This is a genomic window from Tateyamaria sp. syn59 (assembly GCF_007995245.1).
Classification (GTDB): domain Bacteria; phylum Pseudomonadota; class Alphaproteobacteria; order Rhodobacterales; family Rhodobacteraceae; genus Tateyamaria.
Genome location: NZ_VCBA01000001.1, coordinates 331,967 through 358,082, shown reverse-complemented (window position 1 = coordinate 358,082; position 26,116 = coordinate 331,967). Strand labels below are relative to the sequence as shown.

Below are 26,116 nucleotides of genomic sequence, written 5' to 3'. Positions count from 1 at the left end.
GCCTGCGCTTGCGATTTTGCTCTGCCTCTTGCATTTCTGTAAATATGCGTTGCTCTTGTGTATAAATACTTTGCGTTTCCAAGGACTTGTAAGGATGTAGCATAGGATGTCCTTTCGTTCTGCACCCTATATGGCGCAGTGCGATCCGCATTGTCAGACCCCGGTTCCGCACCTACACTTGCAATCATGCAAATCACCGACTGGACAGATTACGGGCTCTTCGCCGCCGTGGCCCGCCACGGCTCGCTCGCCCGTGCCGCGCACGAGACAGGTCTCAGCCAGGCCACCCTCTCGCGCCGCATGACGGCCCTCGAACAGCGCACCGGCCGCAGGCTCTTTGCCCACGGCGCGGCGGGCTACACCCCCACCACCGAAGGGCGCGCCCTACTGGAACAGGCCAAAAAGATGGAGGCCGCCGCCCGCGGCATCGCCCACTGGTCCGCCGCCCAGTCCGGCCCGCCCCGCGTGCGCATCTCGGCGGGCACCTGGACCATGCTATACCTCGCGCGCCACCTCGACACCTACTGGCGCCAGGGTGACCGCTGGACCCCCGAATTCGTCAGCTGCAACCTCGACATGGACATCGAACGGCGCGAGGTCGACATCGGCATCCGCAACCGCCGCCCAAACCACGACTGGCTGGCGGGGCGCCGCACCGGTCATGTCGAACACGCCATCTACGCCACCTCGGCGAACGTGAAGGGCTGGATCGGCCCCAGCGACGACACCGCCACCCTGCCCTCCGAAGCGTGGACCATAGCCCACCACGGCGACGACATGGTCGCCGTCTCGAACGACCCGCAAGTACGCATGGCGCTCGCGCAAAGCGGCGTGGGCCGCGTCGTCCTGCCCACCTTCGCCGCCGACACGGCCCCCGGCCTCGTCCGCGTCTCCGGCATCGTCGACGCGCTGACATCCGAAGAATGGCTCGTCTGCCACCAGGACACGCGCCACGACCCCGCCATCCGCGCCGCCCTCGACGCCATCAGCGGCTTTCTCAAACGCCCCCGCCCCTTGCGGGACGCCGCCGAAAGCCCTACCTTATCGGTCGGATAACCCCGGAGGTTCCCATGTTTTCCATCCCCGGCAAAAACGCCGTCAGCATAACCCCCCGCGCCGCCGCGCAAATCTCCAAACTGATGGAGAAAGAGGGCCATTCCGGCCTCCGCATCGGCGTGAAAAAGGGTGGCTGCGCAGGCATGGAATACACCATGGAATACGTCGACGAAGCCGACCCCAACGACGAGACCGTCGAACAGGATGGCGCGCGCGTGATGATCGCGCCCATGGCCCAGATGTTCCTCTTCGGCACGGAAATCGACTACGAAACCTCGCTGCTCGAAAGCGGGTTCAAGTTCAACAACCCCAACGTCACCGATGCCTGCGGCTGCGGCGAGTCGATCTCGTTCAAAGACGTCGAAGAACTGCAAGCCGAACAAAACGCAGGCTGACATGGCCCTCACGGACGAAGAGATCGACCACGTCCTCGACCTCTTCTCCGGCGTACCAGATCTCACCACCCGCAAGATGTTCGGCGGCATCGGCGTCTATTCCGGCGGCACGATCTTTGCCGTGATGATGCGCGACGGCCGCCTGATGCTGAAGGGCCAGGGCGACATGATCGACCGCTATGACGCCCTCGGCATGGAGCGTTGGACCTACCAGCGCCCCGGCAAGTCCGAAACCGCGATGCCCTACTGGATCATGCCCGACAGCGCCCTCGAAGACGCCGAAGAAGCCTCCAACCTCGCCCGCGAAGCGCTCACCCATCTGTAGGGTGCGCATTCACTGCGCACCATAACTCTATGACTTCCCTTGCAAATGCACATAGGTCTCTTCAAACCGCGCCGACAAGTGATCCCCCGCCAGCATCACTTGCCCCGACCCCTCCGGCGCCACATTCACATCATAGGTCGGATTGAAAAACATCGGGATCGAGATGCGCTCGGCCAGCCCACCGACAACCCGATGCGGCGTCGCCTTGACCCGACCGGCCGTCCAAAACTCCAGCATCTCTCCAAAGTTGATGATGAACTCCCCCGGCGGCGCACTCACCGGGATCCACCCTCCGCCACGCTTGCGCACCTCCAACCCCGGCGACCCATCCGTCGCCAAGAGGGTCAAACACCCATAATCCGTATGGGTCGCGATCCCGAAATCCTTAGCCCCCGCCCAATCGGGCCGCGCCGGATAAAAGTTGCCGCGCAACAGCGCCATAGGCGTCTCAAACGCCCCGTCAAAATGCGCCGCATCCGCCCCGATGGACCGCGCAATGGCGCGCAGCAGCCCCTTTGCCACATCCAGCGCATCGCCGTAATATTCTGAAATCACACGCTTAAACGCGGGCTCCTCCGGCCACAGGTTCCGCGCATAAAATCGCTTGTCCCCAAGGGGATGTCCCTCAGGCAGCTGAAACCCCACATCAAAGAACTGCTTGTAATCCGGGTTCGCCTCCGGATCGACCTGCTCCGATCCCGGCGCGCCCCAGCCCCGGTTCGACCCGGTCCGGGCCATGTCCACGGCCCGCTTCTCCGCCTCGGGCAAATGAAAGAACGCACGATAGGTCTCAATCGCCTCCTCCACCCGCTCTGCCGACAGCGCGGTGCTGTAAACAGTGGCAAAGCCAACCCCCGTCGCCGCCTCACCAAGTGCGGCAAGACTCTCCGCATCGCCTGCTGCCAAAGCCGCCGCATCCAACCGTGGGATCATGTCACACACTCCATTTTGGCGCAGCCCTAGCGCAGCCCATGCCCCGATGCTAGGACCAACCCAACCAAGGAAAGGGATGACGATGCGGCGCAAATTGGCAGCAGGCAACTGGAAGATGAACGGCACGCCCGAGATGCTGGCAGAACTGTCCACGCTCACCGGCGGCGAGAACAGCCTGCAAATCCTCATCTGCCCCCCTGCGCCTCTGCTCACCCGCGCCGCCGACGTCACCCTGGGCAGCGCGGTCGAAATCGGTGGCCAGGATTGCCATGCCAACGCCTCTGGAGCCCACACCGGCGATATCGCCGCTTCCATGCTCAAGGACGCAGGCGCGACGTCCGTCATCGTCGGCCACTCCGAACGCCGCGCCGACCACGCCGAGACCAACGCCCAGGTCCGGGCCAAGGCCGAAGCCGCCTACGCCGCAGGGCTCACCGCCATCATCTGCATCGGCGAAAGCGAAGAGGAACGCCTCGGCCCCGACTGCCTCAACATCATCGCAGCGCAACTCGACGGCTCCACGCCCGACACGGCCACCGCCGACAACACAGTCATCGCCTACGAACCCATCTGGGCCATCGGCACCGGCCGCATCCCCACCATGGAACAGATCGTGGAAACCCACGACATGATCCGCGCCAAGCTCACCGCCCGCTTCGGCGACGCAGGTGCAAACATGCGCGTCCTCTACGGCGGCTCGGTCAAACCCACCAATGCAGCCGAGATCTTCGAGGCCGAAAACGTCGACGGTGCCCTTGTCGGCGGCGCCTCTCTGAAAGCGTCGGATTTCCAGCCTATCATCGACGCCCTCGCCGCGTCCTGATCCACTTCATTTCGCCCACTAAACCGCGGGGGAGTTCGAGGGGGCGGAGCCCCCTCGTCAGAAAAAATGAATCGTGTCGCCAAAGGCGTCATTCAGATCAGTTGATGATCACCTCCGGTCCCATCATCAGGGTCGGCAGCCAGGTCGAAATGGCCGGAATATAGGTCACCATGATCAGGAAGACGAAGAGAACGGCCAGAAACGGCAGTGCCGCCTTCACCACCCGCATCATCGGCATGCCCGCAACGCCGGAGGTCACGAACAGGTTCAGCCCCACAGGCGGCGTGATCATCCCGATCTCCATGTTCACCACCATGATGATCCCGAGGTGAATGGGGTCGATCCCCAACTCGATGGCGATAGGAAAGACCAGCGGTGCGACGATCACCAACAGGCCAGACGGCTCCATGAACTGCCCGCCAATCAGCAGGATCACGTTCACGATGATCAGAAACACCACGGGGCCAAAGCCCGCATCCAGCATCGCCGAGGCAATCTGCTGCGGGATCTGCTCATCCGTCAGAACATGCTTCAAGATCAACGCATTGGCGATGATGAACATCAGCGTCACGGTCAGCTTGCCCGCCTCAAACAGCGCATTCTTGGTGTCGCGGTGAACAAAGGCGGTGACGATGGCCCAGGGCTTGGACAACAACGAATGGTTCCGCTCCCCCTCCGGCGTCGCCAGCGGCCCCATGTCCCGGTAGACAAAGACAGCAATCAGGAACGCATAGACAGCGGCCACAGCCGCAGCTTCAGTCGGCGTAAAGATACCGCCATAGATGCCGCCCAGAATGATCACGATCAGGAACAGACCGCCGCTCGCGTGCAGGGCCGACTCCCAAACCTCGCCCCAGCCAAGCCACTCGCCTTTCGGCAGGTTCTTGACCTTCGCCATGACATAGATGATGACCATCAGCATGGTCCCGGCCATCAGGCCCGGAATGACGCCGGCAAGAAACATGCGCCCTACGGACACGTCTGTTGCGGCAGCATAAACCACCATCACAATGGACGGCGGGATCAGAATGCCCAGCGTGCCCGCATTGGCGATCACACCGGCCGCGAAATCCTTGGTATACCCCACCTGCCGCATCCCCGCGATCACGATGGACCCGATGGCGACCACTGTAGCCGGTGAGGATCCGGACAAAGCGGCAAACAGCATACAGGCAAACACGCCCGCAATCGCCAGACCACCGGGGAAATGCCCCACAATGGCAATGGAAAACCGGATGATCCGCTTGGCCACCCCGCCCGTCGACATGAAGGTCGACGCCAGGATGAAGAACGGGATCGCGAGCAGCGTGTAATGCCCCGCCATCGCCTGGAACAATGTCTGCGCGATGGAGGCGAGCGAGGTGTCACTCAGCACCAAGAGGAACAGGATCGACGAAAAACCAAGGCTCACCGCAATCGGCACGCCGATCAGCATCAGCCCGATGACGAGCGCAAAAAGAATAGCGACTTCCATGGGTTCAGTCTCCGGCGTTCATGTGGCGGACGTCTTCAATGGCGTCCTCGGCTTCGTGGCTGACGATGAAGGAGGTGTTTTCCCCCCTCCAAACCCGGAAAAAGGCCTGCACAAAGCGAAAGAGCAGCAGCGCCATGCCGAAGGGCAGGATGAAATACGGGATGAAACGCGGGATTTTCTCGTATTCCTCCCCCTCATTCATCAGCGGCTCAATCCAGCGCAGCCACTCGGGCATGGGGATGTCCACCACCTCGTACCAGCCGCGGAAGGACGTGCGTTTCATCTCTTCAAACCCCGTTGGGAACCAGCGCCCGGTCGTCTGTGGCAGGTTGGCGAAGTTGGCCCAGTAGTCCCACGCGCCTTTCAGCAGTAGGAAAGCATAGATGATGCAGATGGCGCCTGCGATCAGTGCGAGGATGCGACGGACCGGCTTGGAAAACAGGTTTGTGACCGCGTCCACGCCGAGGTTCGCGGTGATCTTCACGGCGTAGGACACACCGAACAGGATCAGCCACGAGAACAGGAACGTCACCATCTCGAGGCCCCAGATGAGCCCGGTGTTGAAGCCGTAGCGCAGCACGACATTGATGAAGGTCACGATGGTCATGCCCGCGAGCAGCAGGGCGATCATCGTTTCCTCGAATTCATGGACAAAGCGGCCCACAGGCCCTTTGGGTACATACGCCCCGGACATCACGGAAACCTCAGGTTTTATTGGGAAATACGCGCCCCGGGGTCAAAGTCCCGAGGCGCGGGAACGTCAGGCGTGTGCCTTAGTTCGTAGCGGCGTTGAACGCCTGTGCTGCGTCGATGTTGTCCTGACCGACGTCATCCTTGAACTGGTCCCAGACGGGTTTCATCACCGCGACCCACTCCTCGCGCTGTGCCGCGTCGAGTTGACGGACCACGCCACCGGCGTCGATGATGGCCTGCTTGGCCTCTTCGTTCACGCGGGTCGACTCGCCGTTCCGCATCTCGGTCACTTCGGCGAGGATGGTCGACAGCTGGTCGCGCACGTCGTCGGGCAGACCGTCCCAGAAGTCGGTGCCGGTCACGACGAGGTAGTCGATGATGCCGTGGTTGGTTTCTGTGATGCCGTCCTGAACCTCAAAGAATTTCTGGCCGTAGATGTTGGACCAGGTGTTCTCTTGGCCGTCCACAACGCCGGTTTGCAGCGCGCCATAGACTTCCTTGAATGCCATCGGCTGGGGCGAGCCACCAAGGGCGGCCATCTGCGCCTTCAGCACGTCAGAGTTCTGGACGCGGAACTTCAGGCCACTTGCATCAGCGGGCGAGTTTAGCGGCGTGTTGGCCGACATCTGCTTCATGCCGTTGTGCCAGAATGCGAGGCCCAAGAGGCCGCGGCGGGTCATGCTTTCCTTCATCGCCTGACCTGTTTCGGACGCCTGGAAGGCATCAACGGCGTTGATGTCCTTGAACATGAACGGCAGGTCGAAGATGCGGAATTGCTTGGTGAATTGCTCGAATTTCGACAGCGAGGGCGCGGCCATCTGGACGTCGCCTTGCAGCAGCGCTTCGAGCACCTGGTCGTCGTTGTAGAGGGTCGAGTTCGGGAAGACCTCCATGCAGGCCTTGCCGTTCATTTCCTCGTTCACGCGCTCTTGCAGTAGCGAGGCGGCGATGCCTTTGGGGTGCTTGTCGGTGTTGGTGACGTGGCTGAACTTGATGACGATTTCGCCATCGTCACAGGCAGCGGCCACGGCGCCCGCACTGACGGTCAGGGCCAATGCGGCGGCGGTCAGGAATTTCATGGTCTGTCTCCTCCCAGAGGTCGTGTTTTTATCGCTGTCCCCGCGGGGACGTCAGGTGGTGTCCCCGCGGGGACAGCGATCCGGAGAAAAGCAGACCGTACGGTGGGGTTCACGTTTTCTTTTTGTTTACGTTTCGGAAGGGCATACTTTTAGTACCTTTTCAGACCCCTGGAACTTGTACTTAAAGTGACTTAGGTGTTGCGCATCACGGCTTTGTGCGGATTTTCGCACTGCACCACGCAACACTGTGCGGATTTCCACACAGTGTTAGCGCCGGTAGTCTTCTGCCCGAATCCCGTATTTCTTCAGCTTGTCGTAGAACGTCTTGCGCGGCAGCTTCAGCGCCTCTGCCGCGGCGCTGGCATGACCATTCTGCCGCCCAAGTGCTGCGACAAGCAAAGAGCGTTCCACGCGGGCCATCTGTTCGGCGAGGCCGAGATCCACGGCTTTGGACGCATCTTCCGGCATGCCCAGCACGAACCGCATGGCGGCGCTCATCAGGGACCGGGCGTTGCCGGGCCAGTCGCGCGCCATGAGGGCGGCCATGTGATCCGGTGCCACCTCGGGCGCGGTAAGCCCGGCCTGCTCGGCGGCTTGGGCGACATAGTGGCGGAAGAGGATCGGGATGTCCTCGGGCCGTTCGCGCAAGGATGGTATGCGGATCGGGAAGAGTTCGATCTTGTAGTAGAGATCGGCGTTCAGCGCGCCTTCTTCCACGGCGGAGCCGAGATTGCGCGTGCTGCCCGCGATGAGGCGCGGGTCGGTGCTGGCCTCCAACGCTTCGAGCAGGGCAAGCTGGCTGGCGTGGGGCAGTTGGGTGATCTCGTCGAGGAACAGGCTGCCGCCCTTGGCCGTGTCCATCGCCTCGGCCAATGCGCCGGGGCGCAGATCGGCGGCGGCGCGTTTGACGAAGGGGGCTTTGGAGCGGAGAGAGGAGAGGTGAATAACCTCGGCCACTTTGGAAATGCCGCAGCCAGGGGCGCCGGTGACGAGGACTTCGGTCTCCAGTGGTGCGAGCAGGCGGACGCGGTCGCGCAGGCCCTCGGCCAGTTCGGATTCGCCGAACAGCATGCGCGCCGCCGGGTCGCCGCTTTCGACCAGTTGGCGCAGGCGGCGGTTTTCGAGGACAAGGGCGCGGGTTTTGAGCGCGCGTTCAAGGACAGCCAATAATTCATTGGGGGCGCAGGGTTTTTCGAGGAAACCGAACGCGCCGTCGCGCATCGCCTGCACCGCCATGGGAATGTCGCCCTCGCCCGTGAGCAGGATCACGGGCAGGTCGGCGTCGATCTTGCGGGTGTGGGCCAGCAGGTGGAAGCCGTCGCGGCCGGGCATGCGGATGTCGGACAGGATCACCCCGTCGAAGTCACTTGCGATGTGGTCCTTGGCGACGATGAAGCTGCCCGCCGGGATCGGTTCGTAGTCCGCCAGTTCCAGCGTTTGGGCCAGCGCGTCGCGCACGGCGGCGTCGTCATCGACCAGCAGCACCTTGGTGGTCATGCAGCGACCTCTTGCGTCCAGGGTTGCAGATCTACCGTGAAAACAGCGCCATGCGGGCCGTTGACCCCGTGGATCTCGCCGCCGAAGCCCTGGATGATGCCGTAGGAGATGGAAAGGCCCAGCCCCATGCCTTCGGACGCGCCGACCTCTTTGGTGGAATAGAACGGGTCGAAGACGCGGTCGGGCGTTTCGATGCCCGGGCCGGTGTCGGCGATGGTGACGGAGGTGTTTTGGACCGTGATCGTCAGGTGGCGTGTGTCGCGGCCCGCCATGGCGTCGATGGCGTTGGAGATGAGGTTGACGAAAACCTGGCCCAGCCGCACCTCGCCGCCCGAGACCCAGATGGGGGTTTGAGGCAAGTCGAGGGTCAGTGTGACGTCTTCGTTGCGGATGCGGGGCGTGGTGAGTTCGACGGCGCTTTGGATCACGTGGACAAGGTCCACACGCACCGCTGGCTCGCTTTCCTGCCGCGAGAAGGCGCGCAGGTTCTTGATGATGCGGCCCATGCGGCGGGCCATGTCGGCGATGCGGTTCAGGTTGTCGCCTGCACGGTCGGGTTTGTCGCGGTCGAGGAACGCCTGCGCGTTGTCCGCATAGGTCTGGATGGCCATGAGCGGCTGGTTGAGTTCGTGGCTAAGCCCCGCGCTCATCTGGCCAAGCGCGCTGAGTTTGCCCGCCTGGACAAGGTCGGCTTGGGCGCGTGCGAGTGCGGTTTGGGCTTCTTCCCGTTCCTCGGCCTCGCGTCTCAGCCTTGCGTTGGTGTCCGAGAGTTCCGCTGTGCGTTCGGTCACGCGGGCTTCGAGCAAGGCGTTGGCCTCGGCCAATGTGCGCCGCCGTTCGGTGGCGAGGAACAGGAGCGCGCCGAAGGCGAGGCAGAGCCCGGCGACCGCAGCGGCCTGTAGCGTGGCGAGGCGGCGGGCGGGGGCGACGTCCACCAGCGCCTCGCCCGTCATGCCGATGACCGGGAGCGGGCGGACAAGGTGCAGCGCGTTTTGCGGCAGGTACGGCCCCCAGCCCAGTTGCCAGACCTCGTGCCGCCCAAGTTCGTAGCTGTCAAAGGGCAATGCCGGGCCGTCAGTGGGCTTGAGTTCGGCCCCCGTTTCGGAGCGTTGCCAATAGACGATTTCGGAGCGGTTGGTGATGAAGACACGGTCGCGTGCGTCGGTGAAGAAGACGGCCGGGTTGGAGCCGACCCAGTCCCATTCGATGCCGGCGAGGTCGACGGTGACGACCACCGTACCCACCACGTCGGACCGGTTGTTGAAGACGGGCGCGGCATAGGCGAAGACCCGTGTGCCCTGCCCCGTCCGTCCGTTGCCCCAGCCGAGTGCGCCCTGAGCCGCGCGCTGGACCAGCGGGCCGATGTCGAGCCCCGGCACGCCAGGCCGTGCGGCGGCGAGGATCAGGCCGTTTGCATCCGTCAGCCGGATGTCCTGCGCTGCCGTCTTGTCCGCGATGGTCAGGAACAGCTCTTCGGTTTGGGAAGTATCCTCGCCCGCAAGGGCCGCGGCGACGCGGGGGTGGTCGGCCACAAGTACTGCCAGTTCGCGGTAGCGTTGGAGTTGCCCCGTCAGCCGGTCGGAGGCGAGGGCCAGGTCGGATTGCCCCTGGCGCGCCAGTTGGTCGAGCGCCTGGAAGTAGCCGTAGCGCCAGACCCCCGCCGAGGCGGCGGCGACAAGCGCAATGAAGCCCAGCACAACGCTGATCCGTCTGACATACCCGTTCGACATGGCGCGCACCCTAGCCCCGCCCCTTGCCGCTTGCCAAGGCGGCGCGGGCCTGAGACATGTTGGCCGATGTTGATCCAGTCCCCCCACGACCCCGCCTTTGTTCAGGATCCCTATACCTTTTACGACCGTGCGCGGGCGGAGGGGCCGGTCACGTATTGGCAGGACTACGGGATGCACGCGGCCTTTGATCATGCGACGGTGCATGCGTTGTTGCGGGATCGTCGGTTGGGCCGGGCTGTGCCGGGGCGTGGGGCGGCTGCGCCGCACTTGGCAGATTTCGATGCGGTGGAGCGGTATTCGCTTTTGGAGTTGGAGCCGCCGGAGCATACGCGCTTGCGCCGCTTGGTGCTGCATGCCTTTACCTCGCGCCGGATTGCTGGGCTGGAGGGGGATATTCGTGCCATCTGTGCGGAGTTGCTGGCGGGCTTGCCGGAGGGGCCGTTTGACCTGATCCCGACTTATTGCCAGCTGGTGCCGGTGCGCGTGATCGCGCGGCTTTTGGGCGTACCGGAGGAGATGGGGCCGGACCTGCTGCGCTGGTCGGCGGCGATGGTGGCGATGTATCAGGCGGGGCGTGATCGGGTCATCGAGGAGGCGGCGAATGCGGCGGCGGGGGAGTTCTCGGCTTTCCTGAGCGGCTACATCGAAGAGCGGCGTGGGGACCCCCGCGACGATCTGATCACCGAGTTGATCGCGGCAGAGGATGGGGGCGAGACGCTCAGCCGGGAAGAGATGATCGGGACCTGTGTGCTGCTTTTGAATGCGGGGCACGAGGCGACGGTGCATTCCCTGGGCAATGCGGTGAAGGCGCTGGCGGACTACGGCCCTGCCAAGGCACTGGCCAACCCGGAGCGGTGTGTCGAGGAGGTCATGCGGTTTGACCCGCCGCTGCACATGTTCACGCGGCATGTCTATGAGCCGATCGAGGTGGGTGGGCATAGCCTTGGTCCCGGCGACGAGATTGCGCTGATGTTGGGGGCTGCTGGGCGTGATCCTGCTGTTTTTGACCGGCCTGATCAGTTCGATCCGGGCCGAGTGAAGAACGCGCATGTGGCCTTTGGCGGAGGCTTGCACTTCTGCGTGGGCGCTCCACTGGCAAGGCTTGAGATGCAGATCGCGCTGCCGATGCTGTTTGAGGCGCTGCCGGACCTCAAGATCACAGAGCCGCCCGTCTACGCCGACAGCTACCACTTCCACAAACTCGACCGGCTGATCGTGTCGACCGCGTGAGTCGTGACCGGGTCAAGGATCGCGCAGCGACGGCGCTGTGCGCCGCTTGTCCTTGATGCGGGCGCGACTCACCTCACCCTCGAACAAGTCTGTTTAGGACGCATTGCGCCCTAAACGACCTCTCAGCAGAACATCCAAACGGCACAACCAACACAGCGCTAAAAACAAAGCGTCGCTTTACCACTGGCTGAATAAATCATGCGCGGCAGCGCGCAATTGGATCACGTCTCCAGCGGGAGCATCGTGGTGGACTTGATCTCTTCCATCGACAGAAGCGCGGTGACGTTGTGCACGCGGACCTCGGAGATAAGGGCCTGATAGAAGGCGTCATAGGCGCGGGCATTTTTCACGCGGACCTTCAGGATGTAGTCGATGTCGCCTGCAAGGCGGTGCGCCTCCTGCACCTCGGGCCTGTCCCGCAGGGCCTGCAGGAACTTGGCCTGCCAGTCCGCCTCGTGTTCGGACGTGCGGATCAGCACAAAGAAACAGGCCTCGAACCCCAGCGCCTCGGCGTCCAGAACGACCGTCTGCTGGCCCACCACACCGGCCTCTCTCAACTTGCGAATCCGGTTCCACACGGGCGTCTTCGACGACCCCACCGCCTTGGCGATATCGTCCAGTGATTGGCTGGCGTCGCGCTGTAGCTCGGCCAGAATTTTGCGATCCACGTCGTCGATGCGAACAGACATTCCAAAGCGCTCCGATTCAGGAAACAGGCGTTCTGCACCTGCATTGAGACAGAACAATCATCCTTATCTGCGCCGCTGTCTAGCGTCAAAGGGGGAAATTTTCCTATATTGAGGGTCAGTTTTCGCGGATCGAGGCCCAGATGAACCACTTTCCCATCTTCTTGAACACGGCAGGCCGCCGGATCGTGCTGTCCGGTGGCGGCGATGCGGCCTTGGCCAAGTTGCGCCTGCTGATGAAGACGACGGCGCATATCACGGTGTTCGCGCCTGAGGCCGATGATCAGATCAAGGCATGGGCCAGCGAAGGCAAGCTGCGCCTGATCAACCGCGCGATGGAGCCGGGTGATGCGCTGTGCGCCGCCCTCTTCTATGCCGCGGATGAGGACGACGCCGAAGACAAGCGCACCGCGGCCATCGCCCATGCGGACGGCGCGCTGGTGAACATCGTCGACAATCTCGCCGACAGCCAGTTCATCACCCCCGCCATCGTGGACCGCGACCCCGTCACTGTTGCCATCGGCACCGAAGGGGCCGCCCCCGTTCTGGCCCGCGCGATCAAGGCCGATCTGGAAGAGCGTTTGCCCACGTCGCTCGGCACCCTCGCCCGCATCGGCAAGGCGTTCCGCAAGGCCGCAGACGCACTGCCCTTTGGCCGCCCGCGCCGTGACTTCTGGCGCGACTACTATTTCAACGCCGGTCCCAAGGCGATGAGCGCAGGCGAAGAGGCTGTGCAGCCTGCACTTGATGATCTGCTGGCCGATCACCTGATGCGTGATGCGCGCAAGGGTCATGTCGCCTTTGTCGGCGCCGGTCCGGGTGATCCCGAACTGCTGACGTTGAAGGCGCGCAAGGCGCTGGATGAGGCGGATGTGGTGATCTACGACCGTCTGATTTCCAAGGAAATCCTCGAACTGGCCCGCCGCGAGGCGACCATGATCGATGTGGGCAAGGAGGCGTTTGGCCCCTCGACCCCGCAAGAGACCATCAACGACCTGATCGTTGAACATGGCGTCAAAGGTGCGCAGGTTGTGCGTCTGAAATCCGGCGATGCCACCGTCTTTGGCCGTCTCGACGAGGAAATCGAGGCCGTGACCGAGGCCGGTGTAGAGTATCACATCGTGCCGGGCATCACCGCCGCCTCTGCTGCCGTTGCGTCCATTGGCCAGTCGCTGACGCGGCGGGGCCGCAATTCCTCCGTCCGCTTGCTGACCGGCCATGACACGCGTGGGTTTGCGGATCACGATTGGAAGGCGCTGGCCCAAGCCGGTGAGGTGGCCGCGATCTATATGGGCAAGAAGTCCGCCCGCTTCATTCAGGGCCGCCTGATGATGCACGGGATTGATCCCGAGACACCCGTAACCTTTGTCGAAAACGCCAGCCGTGCCGATCAGCAGGTCCTGTCCACCACCGTGGCCGAGATGGAGCCGACGCTGACGGAAGCCGGTCTTGGCGGCCCTGCCCTGACCTTCATCGGCCTGGCACCCCGCGCCGCACTTGCCGCACTCCCCGAGATTCCCATGCCCCACATGCAGGAGGCACAGTGATGCCCAAAGCCTTTACCCCCAAAGTCGTCACCGCCAACCACCTGCTCGCGGGCGACGTGATCTACCAGACCGCTGATGGTTGGACCCGCAAGCTGGAAGAGGCCGAGGTGCTGACTGATGAGGCTGATGCCGATCTGCGTCTGATCGAAGCCTCCCAGCAAGTGGATGAAGTCGTGGGCGCCTATCTGGCCGATGTCGCCGTCGAGGATGGCAAGCCGGTCCCCACCCACTTCCGCGAAGATTTCCGGGCCAAAGGCCCCAGCAACTACGCCCATGGCAAGCAAGTGGAGCTGCAGTGATGTATAGCTATTCCGAGTTCGACACCGCCTTTCTGGCCGAACGCAACCGTCAGTTCCGTGCCCAGGTGGAGCGCCGCATCTCCGGCGCGCTGACCGAGGACGAGTTCAAGCCGCTGCGCCTGATGAACGGTCTGTACCTGCAACTGCACGCTTACATGCTGCGCGTGGCGATCCCATATGGCACGCTGTCGTCCGCCAAGATGCGCAAGCTGGCCGACATCGCAGAGCGGTGGGACAAGGGTTACGGCCACTTCACCACGCGCCAGAACATCCAGTACAACTGGCCCGAGTTGAAGGACGTGCCGGACATGCTGGACGCGCTGGCGGAGGTGGGGATGCACGCCATCCAGACCTCCGGCAACACGATCCGCAACGTGACCGCCGACCATTTTGCTGGGGCTGCCGCGGACGAGATTGCAGACCCGCGCCCCGTGGCGGAATTGCTGCGCCAGTGGTCCACGGATCACCCCGAGTTCCAGTTCATGCCGCGCAAGTTCAAGATCGCCATCACCGGAAGCCCGAATGACCGCGCCGTGACCAAGGCGCATGACATCGGCATCCGTATGGTCGAGCGCGATGGCGTGCGTGGCTATGAGATCATCGTGGGCGGTGGTCTGGGCCGCACGCCGATGATCGGCAAGGTCATCAACGACTTCCTGCCCGAAGCTGACTTGCTACCTTATCTTGAGGCCATCGTGTCTGTCTGGAACCAAATCGGCCGCCGCGACAACAAGTACAAGGCGCGGATCAAGATCACCGTGCATGAGCATGGCATTGATGAGATCCGCCGTTTGGTCGAAGAGCGGTTTGTCGAGACGCGCAAGGCGTTCTCGGGCGTGGACCAGCAGATGCTGCGCGAGATCGAGGGGCATTTTGCGCCGCCCGCCTTTGTGCAAGCGGATACCGCCCCCTACACGCAGGCCCTGCAACACTACCCGGCCTTCCGGGCTTGGACCGACACCAACGTGACCGAGCACCGCGACGCGGACCACGCTATCGTCACGATCAGCCTCAAGAAACATGGCGAAACGCCCGGTGACGCTTCTGCCGCGCAGATGCGCCTGATCGCGAACCTCGCCGAGACCTATGGCTATGACGAGATCCGCATCAGCCACGAGCAGAACGTGATCCTGCCGCATGTGCACAAGGCATCGCTGCCGTCGATCTATTCGGCTCTGAAAGCCGAGGGGCTGGCGACCGCCAATATCGGGCTGATCAGCGACATCATCGCCTGCCCGGGCATGGACTACTGCGCGCTGGCCACAGCCCGGTCGATCCCGATTGCGCAAGAGATCGCGACGGCTTTTGACGACCTGAAGCGCGAGCATGATATCGGTCAGCTGAAGATCAAGATCTCGGGCTGCATCAACGCCTGCGGGCACCATCATGTGGGCCATATCGGCATCCTTGGTCTCGACCGTGCTGGTGTCGAGAACTATCAGATCACGCTGGGTGGCGATCACACCGAGCAGGCCAAAGTGGGCGACCGCGTGGGTCCCGGCTTCTCAGCCGATGAGGTCGTGCCCGCGGTCGAGCGGATCGTGGACACGTATCTGGAACTCCGCAGCGACGAAGACGAGGCGTTCATCGACACCTACCGCCGCACAGGGCTCGCTCCGTTCAAAGCCGCCCTCTACCCAGAGACGAAGGTGGCAGCGGAGTAAGCATCCATGCTTCATTTCGCCAAGAAAGGGCTCCGCCCGTTCGCGACTGAAACGCTCTCCCAGAGCGTTTCCGAGACGTCGCTCACCCCCGGAGGGCCCGCCCACCCGGAAGCCGACGTGATGGTCAGCGCGCTGAACGCGCGGCTGACTCATCACGGCGCCACGGATGTGCTGCGCGCCGCTTTTGACGCGGTGCCGGACATCGCCCTGGTGTCCAGCTTTGGGGCGGAATCGGTGGTGCTCTTGCACCTAGCGGCGATGGTGAAGCGGGACGTGCCGGTTATCTTTATCGACACCGAGATGCTGTTCGCCGAGACGCTGGTCTATCAGCAGGAGGTGGCAGAGCGGTTGCGGCTGGAAAACGTGACTGTGATCCGGGCGGATGACATTTCAGCGCATGATCCCGATGGCACGCTGCATCAGCGCGACACCGATGCGTGCTGTGCGTTGCGCAAGACGGTGCCGCTGCAAAAGGCGTTGGCACCCTATGGCGGCTGGATGACCGGGCGGAAGCGGTATCAATCCGCAGGGCGGACGAGCCTCGAATTCTTCGAGGTCGAGGACGCCACCGGGCGGATCAAGGTGAACCCTCTGGCCCGTTGGGCGCCTGAAGATGTACGCGACTACATGGATGAGAACCGCCTGCCCCGGCATCCGCTGGTGGCCAAGGGCTATCCCAGCATCGGCTGCGCGCCGTGTACCTCGCCCGTCACAGAGGGCGAAGACCAACGTGCCGGGCGCTGGCGCGATCAGGACAAGGACGAATGTGGGATCCACTTCGTTGACGGAAAACTTGTACGAGTAGGACAAGAGACATGACAATCGTAGTGACCGATCAGGGCTTTGGCCCCGACACATGGGAGCGCGGCTATACCCCGCTGGGTGAGGCGGCGAATGATGCGGTCGCGCTGGATGTGCCGAGCGATGCCGACCCGGACCAGATCCCGCTGAACGCGGACATCATCCGCGTGGATTTCCCCAGCTTTGCCGATGGGCGGGGCTTTACCATTGCGCGGATGCTTCGCTTGCGCGGCTATCAGGGGCGTCTGCGGGCCAAGGGGCATGTGATTTCGGATCAGTACGCCATGGCGCGCCGGTCGGGCTTTGACGAGGTTGAGATCAGCCAGGCGCTCGCCGCGCGTCAGCCCGAGGACCAATGGCAGTTCCGCGCCGACTGGCAGAGCCACGACTATCAGGCTCGGCTGCGCGGTGCGTCCAATCACTAAGCGCATCTGAGCCAGATCAAGGCGCGCGACCATTCGCGCGCTTACCATCCACAAAAATCCTTCCCAAATAGAGAGGCGTAGGTGTAAGCCTGCGTTGACATATTCATGACCGAGCAAAGCCCCGTGAACGAGACAACCGCCGTCAAGGCCACCCCCACCCTGCCCGACGCCCAGACGGTGACGGAGATCGAGCATTACACCGATCGCCTGTTCCGCTTTCGCTGCACGCGGCCTGCGTCATTGCGTTTCCGCTCGGGTGAGTTCGTGATGATCGGCCTGATGGGTGATCCGCACCCCGAGACCGGCAAGCAAAAGCCGCTCTTGCGCGCCTATTCCATCGCGTCGCCATCGTGGGACGAGGAGTTGGAGTTCTACTCGATCAAGGTGCAGGACGGGCCGCTGACCTCGAAACTGCAACACATCCAGCCGGGCGACGAGATTATCCTGCGCCCAAAGCCCGTGGGCACGCTGGTGCATGACGCCTTGCTGCCCGGCAAGCGCATCTGGTTCTTTGCGACGGGCACCGGCTTTGCGCCCTTTGCGTCCCTGCTGCGCGAGCCGCAGACCTACGAGGATTATGACGAGGTCATCATCACCCATACCTGCCGCGAGGTGGGCGAGCTGACCTATGGCCGTGATCTAATCGAGAGCCTGAAGCACGACGAGCTGTTGAACGAATTGATCGGCGAAGGGTTCTGGAAGAAGATCAAGTACTACCCCACAACCACCCGTGAAGAGAGCCCGAAGATGGGCCGCATCACCGATCTTATGAAATCCGGTGAAGCGTTTGCCGATCTGGGTGTGGAACCGCTGAACCCGGAAAGCGACCGCGCGATGATCTGCGGGAACCTGGCCTTTAACCTCGAACTGAAGGACATGTTCGAAGAGTATGGGCTGGAGGAAGGCGCGAATTCGAAGCCCGCGCATTACGTCGTGGAAAAAGCGTTCTTGGATTGATCCCGCAGGGGCGGAGGACACCTCCGCCTTACGACCATTTTTCGTAAGGCGGCGTTTACCCCGCCACTTTCGCCGGGGCTGCCGCGTAGATCATCCAAATTTAGAGCGCACCGACAGAAACGTGTCGATCAGCGCTGCGTCCTGTGCGGCAGAAGCGCCGATACATCCGCCGTGTCGCCACGTGGCGGACATGCCGGTTTGCACAACGGCCCAGTCCAGCAGGTGTGACGGCGCCAGACCACTCTCCGCGCCCCAGTGCTGCGCCCGCCGGGCAATGACCTGCGGAGAGCCAAAGACATCTTCGGCCCCGAGTGGGTTGCGAAATGCGTTGGCGAATTCGTAGCCGAGCGGACCAAGTACGCCCTTCGGGTCTATGACCAGATAGCCGCGCGCACTGCCCCGGATGTTGTCGTGATGCAGGTCGCCATGCAGCGGACTGTGCTCCGCCCCGTCACTGAGCCGTTTTTGCCCCAAATCCTGCGCGGCGCGTATCGTGCGCCGGATGTCCTCGGACGCATCTGCGTCAAAGCGCACATGCAGAAGCGGTTGCATCCGCACCTCCAGCCTGTGCAGGCTGCTCGGCACCGCATCGGGGTGCGTCCGCAACTGCATCACCACCTCGGCAAGACGCGCCGTGGCTTGGGCGTCGTCACCCGCGCGGACCAGATCGCCGAGATCGGGACCGGGCAACCACTCCATCAGAACGGCATCGGCGTGACGCGCGTACACCTTGACCGCCCCGGAACCATTCCAGGCCTCAAGCAGATCAAGACCGGGGGCTTCGTCCTGCGCATGGAGCGCGGCGCGGTACTGTTTGAGGCAGGCCGGGGTGCCGTCCGCTTGCGCGACGCGCCACACATGGGCGCGCTCGGTTTCGGCCACCAGGTGTGGGTCGGTGCACGCGAAGGCGCGTAGAAGATCGGGGGACGGTGTCACAGTGGCTGTTGCGTTACCTGACGCGCTTACGCTTGCCAACGGACAGGCATGAAAAAGGCCGCGCTCCTAAGAGGAACGCGGCCTTTTTGGGTGTATCGTGGTGGATCAGAGACCCATTGCCTGCTTCAGCTGATCCAGCAGCCCTTGCAGGACCTCGGGGTTGTTCCGCGCCTCTTCGATCCCGGCCTTGAGCGTGGTTTTCTGCACGATGCTCAGGGCGTCAGAGTTGTCGATCATCTCGGCCACGCGGTCGAAGTCGAACCCGTCAACGGTCAGCAGATCCGCCACACCACCTGCGCTTGCGACCTCTTCCGTGCCGTCGGTTGCGGTTTCGGCAGCTTGGTCTACGGCCTCTTCGGTTGTGGTTTCGGTGGTGGTCTCGGTCGCTGTGTCTGTCCCAGTCTCTACGGCGTCGGTGGTCGCATCCGCTGCATCTGTCGCCGCATCGGCGGTGGCTTCGGCCGCATCTGTTGCTGTCTCGGTTGTGGCATCAACAGCATCGCTTGCGGCGTCTGCGGTTGCCGCTGCGACATCCGTTGCGGTGTCTGTCGCCGTCTCGGCTGCGTCAGTGGCACCCTCTGTCAGCGCGGTGACCGCATCGCTTACCGCGTCGGTTGCGTCATCGACCGCAGCGCTTGCGGCGTCGGTCGCGGCGTCCACTGCGTCACCCGCAGCGGCTGCGGCATCTTCGGCGAGGTTCTGGGCGCCTTCCACGGCATCAGAGGCAGCTTCGGTTGCGGTTTCGACCGCGTCGGAGGCGGCGTCAGTTGCAGCTGTGGCAGCATCTTCGACCACCGCGGCGGCCTCTTCCCCGGCGGCGGTGGCAGCATCGACAGTTTCGGTAACCGCGTCTTCGGTGGCGTCTACCGCGTCCCCAACGGCGTCGCTGGCGCTGTCAAGCGCTTCGGGCGCGTTCACGGCATCGGCGGCCTGGGTTGCGACCTCTTGCGGGGTCTGGCCCGAGTAGAGCAGATACGCCCCACCCGCGATGACAACTGCCACGATGATCCAGATCAGATTTCTCATTGCCCTATCCTTTGTACGTCTGACGATCAACGCTGTGACCGCTTGATGGGTTCCCGCTTTCAGATGCGGGGGCCGATGGAAAGGTTCAAGGGGGAAAATCGTCGATTTCGGCGCAGGATGGCCGATTCATAGGGTTGAAGAAAACCAGTCCAAAGGGTATTTTCCGGCCTCACATTTTGGAACGATCAAAGGACAACCACCATCGCTCGCAGACCTCACAACGCGCCGCCGCAACGCGACACCGGCCCGCGCGTCAACGACAAGATCCGTGCCCCTGAAATCCGCCTGATCGGCGCCGACGGCGAGAATGTCGGCGTGGTCAGCCCGAGCCGCGCCATGGATATGGCCGACGATGCCGGGCTGGACCTGGTCGAGATTTCGCCGAATGCCAATCCGCCCGTGTGCAAGATCATGGATTTCGGCAAATTCAAGTACGAGACGCAAAAGCGCGAAGCCGAAGCCCGCAAGAAGCAGAAGATCATCGAGGTGAAGGAGGTCAAGTTCCGCCCCAACACCGACACCAACGACTATGACGTGAAGATGCGCAACGTCTTCAAGTTTCTTGAAAACGGCGACAAGGTGAAGGTCACACTGCGTTTCCGGGGCCGTGAGATGGCGCACCAAAACCTGGGCCGCGAGCTGCTGGAACGGGTCGCCGACGACACCAAGGACATCGGCAAGGTTGAGAACTTCCCCAAGATGGAAGGCCGCCAGATGGTCATGATGATCGGGCCGCTGCCGCAGAAGTGATGGACGGACCGTAGTATTCCAGAGGGGCGTGGCACTGGCTGCGCCCCTTTTTCTTTGGCTGGATGCTGTGCCGGAGCGCGACCGGGCGGCGCTGCCTCCTCCGTCTCCCGCCCGAGGTCAGACGTTGACGTTCTCGTTAGGTGCTTCATCCTCTTCGACCGTGTCGAACAGCTTTGAGCTGAGTTCGATCATCTTGCCGGTCTCTGCCGTGTATTGATCCATCGCCGTCTGCAGGAAACGCATCTGCACCTGTTGCACCTCCCCCGGCGATTTGGCGTGCATGAGCGCATGTTGCAGCGCCACGTCCTCGCGCACGCGTTCGGCGACAAACGTCATCCATTCCGCCCCCATGTCGCCCATGCGTTCGACGGTCGAGGCGCTGAACCAGTTCAGCGCGCCCAGTCCCGCCGCCTGCCAATTTGCCATTGCGTTGATCATCGTCCCGGTGGCGTTGGATGTCTCTTTCGATTTGGATTTGGTGACTGTTGTCTGAGCCATGATGTCTCCTCCACTGAAGGTTGAATGATACCACGTCTGCGCGCGATTCTTGTTGATCGTCCTCAACCTGAGCGGAGCGCGGCGATCACATGCTGACATCTTGTGCAATTGTCTGTGTCTTGACCTCTGTGTGGGGGCGCAAGACAAGGTGAGGACGCATCAACCGGAGGTGAGCCATGCCAGATTTTGCACGTTATCCCAGCCTGGAGGGCACGCCGGTCCTGATCACCGGCGGCGCGTCGGGGATCGGTCGATTGACGGTCGAGGCGTTTGCCGAGCAAGGGGCGAAGGTCGCCTTTCTGGATCGGGATGCGGAGGCTTCGGCAGACGTGAGCGCTGCCACGGGGGCGACTCACGCATTGTGCGATCTGCGCGACATCGACGCCACGCGCGCGGCCATTGCGGATCTTGCCGCGCAGACGGGTCCGTTTGCCGTGCTGGTCAACAATGCCGCCCGCGATGACCGCCACAATTGGCAGGACGTGACGCCCGAATACTGGGACGAGCGGATGCAGACCAACCTGCGCCACATGTTCTTTGCCATCCAGGCCGTGGCGCCGGGCATGATCAAGGCTGGCGGTGGGTCGATCATCAACCTCGGCTCCAATTCCTGGTGGGAAGCTGGCGGCGGTTTCCCGGCCTACACCACCGCCAAGGCGGCGGTGCACGGATTGACCCGCACCATGGCCCGCGATCTGGGCGATCACCGCATTCGAGTGAACACGGTGGTGCCCGGCTGGATCATGACGGACCGGCAGAAGGAGTTGTGGGCCACGCCCGAAGCTTTGGAGGCGCACCGCGCGCGCCAGTGCCTGCCTGATCTGATCGATCCGATTTATGTGGCGCGGATGGTGCTGTGGCTGGCCTCGGATGATGCGGCGATGTGTACGGCGAACAACTTTATGGTCGAGGCAGGCTCGATCTGACCCGCTAGGCTTGCGCGGCGATGGCCACGATTTCAATCAAGGTGGTACCGTTGTCGCCAATATCGGCGCCCATGCACGCCCGCTGCGGCCAGTTCTCCGGTGGGCCGATCCATTCGGTCCATACGACGTCCATGTCCTGTTTCATGCTCATGTCCTGCAGATAGATGGTCACCTGCAAAAGCCGGGATTTGTCGCTGCCCGTCTCGGCCAGACGGTCGTCTAGAAATGCCAAAGCGTTGGTAGTTTGCGCCGCCATGCTCTGCGCGGCGTCTGGGTCGTAGGCCACGGCGTAGACCAGCCCGCCATGCGCAACGGTTAGGCTGCGCCCCCACACCGGGGCGTGCCAGCGTTGAATATCCTTATGTGGCGGCATTTTATCCTTCCTCAGACATGCAAAAGGCCCGGGGCATGCCCGAGCCTTGCGATTGTTCTAAGCGAATGTCAGGCGGCAGCAGCCACCGCCCGCTTGGTCATCACGCCGCAGAGATGCGCACGGTAGTCACCGGTACCGTGCAGGTCGCTGATCATGTCGTCCCCGCTCAGGCTGAGACCGTCGATGGCGTCGGGAGAGAAGTTCGACGACAACGCCGCCTCGGCCTCCGCCCAGCGGAACACACCGTCGTTGCTCGCCCCCGTGATCGCCACGCGCACGCCATCGGCGTATTTGGCAATGAACACACCCACCAGTGCAAAGCGCGAGGCAGGCTGGACGAATTTCTGGTAGTTCGCCTTTTCCGGCACGGGGAAGCGGACCTCGGTGATGATTTCCCCCTCGTCCAGCGCGGTGGTGAACATGCCCTGGAAGTAGTCGTCGGCGGCAATCTCGCGCGTGTTGGTCACGATGGTCGCCCCTGATCCAAGCGCCGCTGCGGGATAGCAAGCGGAGGGGTCGTTGTTGGCGAGCGAGCCGCCGATCGTGCCCCGGTTGCGCACCGCCGGATCACCGATATGCGCCGCTGTCGCGGCAAGCGCCGGATAGCCCCCAGCCTCCGACGCGACGGTCGCGTGATTGGTTGCGCCACCGATGCAGATCGCACCGTCATCGCCGGTGCAAACCCCCTGCATCTCGGCAATGCCTTTGAGGCTCACCAGTTTCGATGGTTGCGCCAGACGCTGCTTGAGCGTGGGGATCAGAGTCTGCCCGCCCCCCAGCGCTTGCGCGTCCTCGGTCCCCAGCGCTGCGATCGCATCGGCGACAGAGCCCGGCTTTTCAAATTCGAAGTTGTACATCTCGTGGTCCTTTCATCCGAAACAGAGAACGAGGTTCCCTCTTCCCTGTTTCAAAAAATCCCGGGGGTCCGGGGGCTGGCCCCCGGTACCGCCATTTCCATTCAACCGTTCATCGCCGCCCAAACGCGATCCGGCGACAAAGGCATGTCGATATGGGTCACATCTTTGCCCGCCGATTGCAGCGCATCCACAACGGCATTCACGACAGCTGGGGGTGAGCCGATGGCCCCGGCCTCACCACAGCCCTTCACCCCAAGAGGATTGTGGGTGCAGGGTGTCTGTGACGAGTGATCCACATCGAACATCGGCAGATCATCGGCGCGCGGCATAGCGTAGTCCATGAAGGACGCGCTCAGAAGCTGGCCGTTTTCGTCATAGGCGCAGTTTTCAAGCAGCGCCTGCCCGATCCCCTGCGCAAGCCCGCCATGCACCTGTCCGGTCACGATCATCGGGTTGACGATGTTGCCGAAATCATCTGCCGCGGCGAACCGTTCGATGGTCACTTTGCCTGTGTCCGGGTCCACTTCAACTTCACAGGCATAAGCCCCTGACGGGTAGGTGAAATTCGATGGATCGTAGAAGGCTGTTTCCTCCAGCCCCGGCTCGATATCTTCGAGCGGGTAGTTGTGGGGCACGTAGGCCGCGAGGGTCACATCGCCCCAGGCCACGGACTTGTCGGTGCCCGCGACGGAGAATGCGCCGTCCTTCAACTCGATGTCCGCTTCGGACGCTTCGAGCAGGTGGGACGCGATCTTCTTGGCCTTGTTGATGATCTTTTCAGTCGCGCGTACCATGGCGGACCCGCCCACCGCGATGGAGCGGGAGCCGTAGGTGCCCATGCCCATCGGCGTGTTGGCGGTGTCGCCATGCACGATCTCGACCATGTTCTCGTCGATGCCGATCATCTCGGCCACCACTTGAGCGAAAGACGTCTCGTGCCCCTGCCCGTGGCTGTGAGAGCCGGTCATCACGACCAAACCTCCGGTGGCATTCACCCGAACGGTTGCGCTCTCATAGAGACCCGCGCGCGCGCCGAGTTGGCCAACGAGGTTTGAGGGCGCGATGCCGCACGCCTCGATATAGCAATTGACGCCAAGCCCCCGCAGCTTGCCATTCTTTTCGCTTTCAGCGCGGCGGGCGGCGAAGCCTTCGAAGTCGCCCATCTCTTCGAGCTTGTCCATGGTGCCGTGGTAGTCGCCGGTGTCGTATTCGACGGCGACCGGCGTGGCATAGGGGAACTCGGTGATGAAGTTCTGGCGGCGGAGCGCGATGGGATCGACACCCAACTCCCGCGCGGCCTTGTCCACGACGCGCTCCAGCTGGAACGTCGCCTCTGGCCGGCCCGCGCCGCGATAGGCGTCCACGGGCACTGTGTTGGTAAACACCGCCTTGACGTTCACGTAGATCAGCGGAGTTTTGTAGTTCCCGGCCATCAACGTGCCGTGCAGCCATGTCGGCACCGACGGCGCGAAGGTGGACAGATACGCGCCCATGTTGGCGTGGGTTTCCGTGCGGATCGCGGTGAAGTTGTTGTCCGCGTCCAGCGCCAGTTCGATCTTGGTGACGTGATCGCGGCCATGGGCGTCGGAGATGAACGCCTCGGACCGGCTCGACGTCCATTTGACCGGACGGTTGCACGCCTTGGCTGCGAAGGTGCAGAAGGCTTCTTCCTGATAATGGAAGATTTTGGTGCCAAAGCCGCCGCCCACGTCTGGCGCCACGACGCGCAGCTTGTGTTCCGGGATACCGAGAACGAATGCACCCATGAGCAGTCGGATCACGTGGGGGTTCTGGGACGTGGTGTAGAGCGTGCTTTCGTCCGTACCGCGAGCGTAGTCGCCGACGGCCACGCGCGGCTCCATCGGGTTGGCGACGAGGCGGTTGTTGACGAGTTCGAGCGACGTCACGTGCGCTGCATCCTCGAATGCCTTGTTCACGGCGTCCTTGTTCTCTTCGACGAAACCCCAGTCATAGCAGAGGTTGTCGTTGAGATCGTCGTGCACCTTGGTGGCACCGTCTTGCAGCGCGTCTTTCATGTCCACGACGGCGGGCAGTTCGTCGATGTCCAGCACGATGGCTTCTGCTGCGTCACGCGCCTGTTCGAGCGTGTCGGCCACCACGGCGGCGATGGGTTCGCCTACGTGGCGGACCTTGCCCTGTGCCAAGATCGGATGGGCCGGTTCCTGCATCGGTTGGCCGTGCTTGTCAGTGACCTGCCAGCCGCAGGGCATGCCGCCCACACCTTCGAAATCCGATCCTGTGAAGATGCGCACCACACCGGGCATTCCCGCCGCAGCGCTCGTATCGATGTTGGTGATCGTTCCGTGCGCGATGTCAGAGCGCAGGAAATGCACGTAAGCCTGCCCGTGCATGTTGATGTCGTCGGTGTAGTTTCCGGCCCCTGTCAGGAACCGTACGTCCTCGCGCCGCTTGCTGCTGGCGCCGATGCCTCCGTCTTTTGGCATATCTATTCCTCCCTGTTGGCGTGGCGCGCCTCCCCGCGCGCCTGCTGACTGACAGCCCGGAAGGATATCCGGACTGCGGAATTCTTGAGGCTATTCGGCGGCGATGGCCGTTACGTCCTGACCGGATGCCGCCATGATCGCCTTGACGATGTTGTGGTATCCCGTGCAGCGGCAGATGTTCCCCTCAAGGTACTCCCGCACTTCCTGCTCGGACGGCTTGGGATTCTCTTTGAGAAGTGCTGCTGCCGACATCACCATGCCGGGTGTGCAGAAGCCGCATTGCAGGCCGTGGTGATCCTGGAATGCCTGCTGGATGACGTTCAGTGAGCCGTCGGCATTCGCTTGCCCTTCGATGGTCGCGACATCGGCGCCGTCAGCCTCCATCGCCAGCATCGTACAGGCTTTGACCGCCTGCCCGTCCACATGCACCACGCAGGCCCCGCATTGCGACGTGTCGCAGCCCACATGGGTTCCTGTCAGCATCAGCTGGTCGCGCAGGAAGGACGACAGCAATGTGCGCCCCTCAACCTCGCCAGACGCAGCCTTTCCGTTCACGGTCATCGAGACCTGTGCCATGGCATCCTCCCTATTGGCATACTTGTTTTGCAGGGAGTTAAGCATGGGGCACGGCACTTGAGAACAGAAATTTTCGCCACATCCGCGAAGTGCAC

At 62.9% G+C, this 26,116-nt stretch carries 27 protein-coding genes; 13 read left to right on the top strand and 14 right to left on the bottom strand.

Going from position 1 to position 26,116, the window contains the following annotated elements; genetic code table 11:
* The first annotated feature begins 150 nt into the window (after positions 1 to 150).
* Genes FD715_RS01820 through FD715_RS01810 form a run of 3 tightly spaced genes read left to right on the top strand, consistent with a single transcriptional unit; the run spans position 151 to position 1,776 of the window.
* A complete protein-coding gene (locus FD715_RS01820) occupies positions 151 to 1,056 on the top strand; it encodes a LysR family transcriptional regulator (RefSeq protein ID WP_147104320.1) in 906 nt (301 codons plus the stop codon).
* Positions 1,057 to 1,070: 14 nt separating this feature from the next.
* Positions 1,071 to 1,451 (top strand): iron-sulfur cluster assembly accessory protein, encoded by a 381-nt coding sequence (locus FD715_RS01815; RefSeq protein WP_147104317.1) that lies wholly within the window; start codon positions 1,071 to 1,073, stop codon positions 1,449 to 1,451.
* A gap of 1 nt (position 1,452) precedes the next feature.
* Positions 1,453 to 1,776 (top strand): TfoX/Sxy family protein, encoded by a 324-nt coding sequence (locus FD715_RS01810; protein ID WP_147104314.1) that lies wholly within the window; start codon positions 1,453 to 1,455, stop codon positions 1,774 to 1,776.
* A 27-nt stretch (positions 1,777 to 1,803) separates the two neighbouring features.
* Here FD715_RS01810 and FD715_RS01805 read toward each other — a convergent pair whose 3' ends face one another.
* The gene (locus FD715_RS01805) at positions 1,804 to 2,709 is read right to left on the bottom strand and encodes an isopenicillin N synthase family oxygenase (protein WP_147104311.1); all 906 of its coding nucleotides are present in this window, start codon (positions 2,707 to 2,709) and stop codon (positions 1,804 to 1,806) included.
* A gap of 82 nt (positions 2,710 to 2,791) precedes the next feature.
* Here FD715_RS01805 and tpiA point away from each other — a divergent pair, with 82 nt between their 5' ends.
* Entirely contained in the window at positions 2,792 to 3,532 is a 741-nt protein-coding gene (tpiA, locus tag FD715_RS01800; RefSeq protein ID WP_147104308.1) for a triose-phosphate isomerase, read from the top strand.
* A gap of 97 nt (positions 3,533 to 3,629) precedes the next feature.
* On the opposite strand, the gene FD715_RS01795 is transcribed toward tpiA, so the two are convergent.
* The 5 genes from FD715_RS01795 to FD715_RS01775 form a co-directional block, all read right to left on the bottom strand.
* Positions 3,630 to 5,006, bottom strand: coding sequence for a TRAP transporter large permease (locus tag FD715_RS01795; protein ID WP_147104305.1), 1,377 nt, complete (start codon positions 5,004 to 5,006; stop codon positions 3,630 to 3,632).
* A 4-nt stretch (positions 5,007 to 5,010) separates the two neighbouring features.
* A complete protein-coding gene (locus tag FD715_RS01790; protein ID WP_147104302.1) occupies positions 5,011 to 5,700 on the bottom strand; it encodes a TRAP transporter small permease in 690 nt (229 codons plus the stop codon).
* A gap of 79 nt (positions 5,701 to 5,779) precedes the next feature.
* Positions 5,780 to 6,778, bottom strand: coding sequence for a DctP family TRAP transporter solute-binding subunit (locus FD715_RS01785; protein WP_147104299.1), 999 nt, complete (start codon positions 6,776 to 6,778; stop codon positions 5,780 to 5,782).
* A gap of 267 nt (positions 6,779 to 7,045) precedes the next feature.
* Positions 7,046 to 8,275: a sigma-54 dependent transcriptional regulator gene (locus FD715_RS01780; protein WP_147104296.1), complete on the bottom strand. Its 1,230-nt coding sequence runs from the start codon at positions 8,273 to 8,275 to the stop codon at positions 7,046 to 7,048.
* Entirely contained in the window at positions 8,272 to 10,005 is a 1,734-nt protein-coding gene (locus tag FD715_RS01775; protein WP_147104293.1) for an ATP-binding protein, read from the bottom strand. The genes FD715_RS01780 and FD715_RS01775 overlap by 4 nt, the downstream gene beginning before the upstream one ends.
* 66 nt (positions 10,006 to 10,071) lie before the next feature.
* Between FD715_RS01775 and FD715_RS01770 the strand changes: the two genes are divergently transcribed.
* The gene (locus tag FD715_RS01770; protein ID WP_147104290.1) at positions 10,072 to 11,235 is read left to right on the top strand and encodes a cytochrome P450; all 1,164 of its coding nucleotides are present in this window, start codon (positions 10,072 to 10,074) and stop codon (positions 11,233 to 11,235) included.
* A 221-nt stretch (positions 11,236 to 11,456) separates the two neighbouring features.
* Here the strand turns inward: FD715_RS01770 and FD715_RS01765 are convergent, their stop codons facing one another.
* Positions 11,457 to 11,924 (bottom strand): Lrp/AsnC family transcriptional regulator, encoded by a 468-nt coding sequence (locus FD715_RS01765; protein ID WP_039687413.1) that lies wholly within the window; start codon positions 11,922 to 11,924, stop codon positions 11,457 to 11,459.
* A 140-nt stretch (positions 11,925 to 12,064) separates the two neighbouring features.
* Here FD715_RS01765 and cysG point away from each other — a divergent pair, with 140 nt between their 5' ends.
* From cysG to FD715_RS01735, 6 genes are all read left to right on the top strand, one after another.
* Positions 12,065 to 13,468, top strand: coding sequence for a siroheme synthase CysG (gene cysG, locus FD715_RS01760; RefSeq protein WP_147104288.1), 1,404 nt, complete (start codon positions 12,065 to 12,067; stop codon positions 13,466 to 13,468).
* Positions 13,468 to 13,767: a DUF2849 domain-containing protein gene (locus tag FD715_RS01755; RefSeq protein ID WP_147104285.1), complete on the top strand. Its 300-nt coding sequence runs from the start codon at positions 13,468 to 13,470 to the stop codon at positions 13,765 to 13,767. The genes cysG and FD715_RS01755 overlap by 1 nt, the downstream gene beginning before the upstream one ends.
* Positions 13,767 to 15,431 carry a nitrite/sulfite reductase gene (locus FD715_RS01750; RefSeq protein WP_147104282.1) on the top strand — a complete coding sequence of 555 codons (1,665 nt, stop codon included), beginning with the start codon at positions 13,767 to 13,769 and terminating at the stop codon, positions 15,429 to 15,431. The genes FD715_RS01755 and FD715_RS01750 overlap by 1 nt, the downstream gene beginning before the upstream one ends.
* Before the next feature lie 120 nt (positions 15,432 to 15,551).
* Entirely contained in the window at positions 15,552 to 16,250 is a 699-nt protein-coding gene (locus tag FD715_RS01745) for a phosphoadenylyl-sulfate reductase (protein WP_147105155.1), read from the top strand.
* Positions 16,247 to 16,657 (top strand): DUF934 domain-containing protein, encoded by a 411-nt coding sequence (locus FD715_RS01740; RefSeq protein ID WP_147104279.1) that lies wholly within the window; start codon positions 16,247 to 16,249, stop codon positions 16,655 to 16,657. Before FD715_RS01745 ends, FD715_RS01740 begins: the two co-directional genes overlap by 4 nt.
* Before the next feature lie 105 nt (positions 16,658 to 16,762).
* On the top strand, positions 16,763 to 17,614 hold the full coding sequence (locus tag FD715_RS01735; protein ID WP_147104276.1) for a ferredoxin--NADP reductase: 852 nt from the start codon (positions 16,763 to 16,765) through the stop codon (positions 17,612 to 17,614).
* A 90-nt stretch (positions 17,615 to 17,704) separates the two neighbouring features.
* Here FD715_RS01735 and FD715_RS01730 read toward each other — a convergent pair whose 3' ends face one another.
* Positions 17,705 to 18,550 (bottom strand): aminoglycoside phosphotransferase family protein, encoded by an 846-nt coding sequence (locus FD715_RS01730; RefSeq protein ID WP_189799386.1) that lies wholly within the window; start codon positions 18,548 to 18,550, stop codon positions 17,705 to 17,707.
* Between the two features lie 105 nt (positions 18,551 to 18,655).
* Positions 18,656 to 19,576 (bottom strand): translation initiation factor 3, encoded by a 921-nt coding sequence (locus FD715_RS01725; protein WP_147104271.1) that lies wholly within the window; start codon positions 19,574 to 19,576, stop codon positions 18,656 to 18,658.
* 201 nt (positions 19,577 to 19,777) lie between these two features.
* Between FD715_RS01725 and infC the strand changes: the two genes are divergently transcribed.
* Positions 19,778 to 20,326: a translation initiation factor IF-3 gene (gene infC / locus FD715_RS01720; protein ID WP_147104268.1), complete on the top strand. Its 549-nt coding sequence runs from the start codon at positions 19,778 to 19,780 to the stop codon at positions 20,324 to 20,326.
* A gap of 117 nt (positions 20,327 to 20,443) precedes the next feature.
* Here infC and FD715_RS01715 read toward each other — a convergent pair whose 3' ends face one another.
* The gene (locus FD715_RS01715) at positions 20,444 to 20,824 is read right to left on the bottom strand and encodes a phasin family protein (RefSeq protein ID WP_189799385.1); all 381 of its coding nucleotides are present in this window, start codon (positions 20,822 to 20,824) and stop codon (positions 20,444 to 20,446) included.
* Positions 20,825 to 21,000: 176 nt separating this feature from the next.
* Here FD715_RS01715 and FD715_RS01710 point away from each other — a divergent pair, with 176 nt between their 5' ends.
* A complete protein-coding gene (locus FD715_RS01710) occupies positions 21,001 to 21,750 on the top strand; it encodes an SDR family NAD(P)-dependent oxidoreductase (RefSeq protein ID WP_147104263.1) in 750 nt (249 codons plus the stop codon).
* 4 nt (positions 21,751 to 21,754) lie between these two features.
* Here the strand turns inward: FD715_RS01710 and FD715_RS01705 are convergent, their stop codons facing one another.
* The 4 genes from FD715_RS01705 to FD715_RS01690 form a co-directional block, all read right to left on the bottom strand.
* A complete protein-coding gene (locus tag FD715_RS01705) occupies positions 21,755 to 22,123 on the bottom strand; it encodes a RidA family protein (protein WP_223274696.1) in 369 nt (122 codons plus the stop codon).
* Between the two features lie 68 nt (positions 22,124 to 22,191).
* Positions 22,192 to 22,980 carry a xanthine dehydrogenase family protein subunit M gene (locus tag FD715_RS01700; RefSeq protein ID WP_147104260.1) on the bottom strand — a complete coding sequence of 263 codons (789 nt, stop codon included), beginning with the start codon at positions 22,978 to 22,980 and terminating at the stop codon, positions 22,192 to 22,194.
* Positions 22,981 to 23,081: 101 nt separating this feature from the next.
* Positions 23,082 to 25,445 carry a xanthine dehydrogenase family protein molybdopterin-binding subunit gene (locus tag FD715_RS01695; protein WP_147104257.1) on the bottom strand — a complete coding sequence of 788 codons (2,364 nt, stop codon included), beginning with the start codon at positions 25,443 to 25,445 and terminating at the stop codon, positions 23,082 to 23,084.
* 90 nt (positions 25,446 to 25,535) lie between these two features.
* Positions 25,536 to 26,021 (bottom strand): (2Fe-2S)-binding protein, encoded by a 486-nt coding sequence (locus tag FD715_RS01690; RefSeq protein WP_147104254.1) that lies wholly within the window; start codon positions 26,019 to 26,021, stop codon positions 25,536 to 25,538.
* Positions 26,022 to 26,116: the final 95 nt, after the last annotated feature.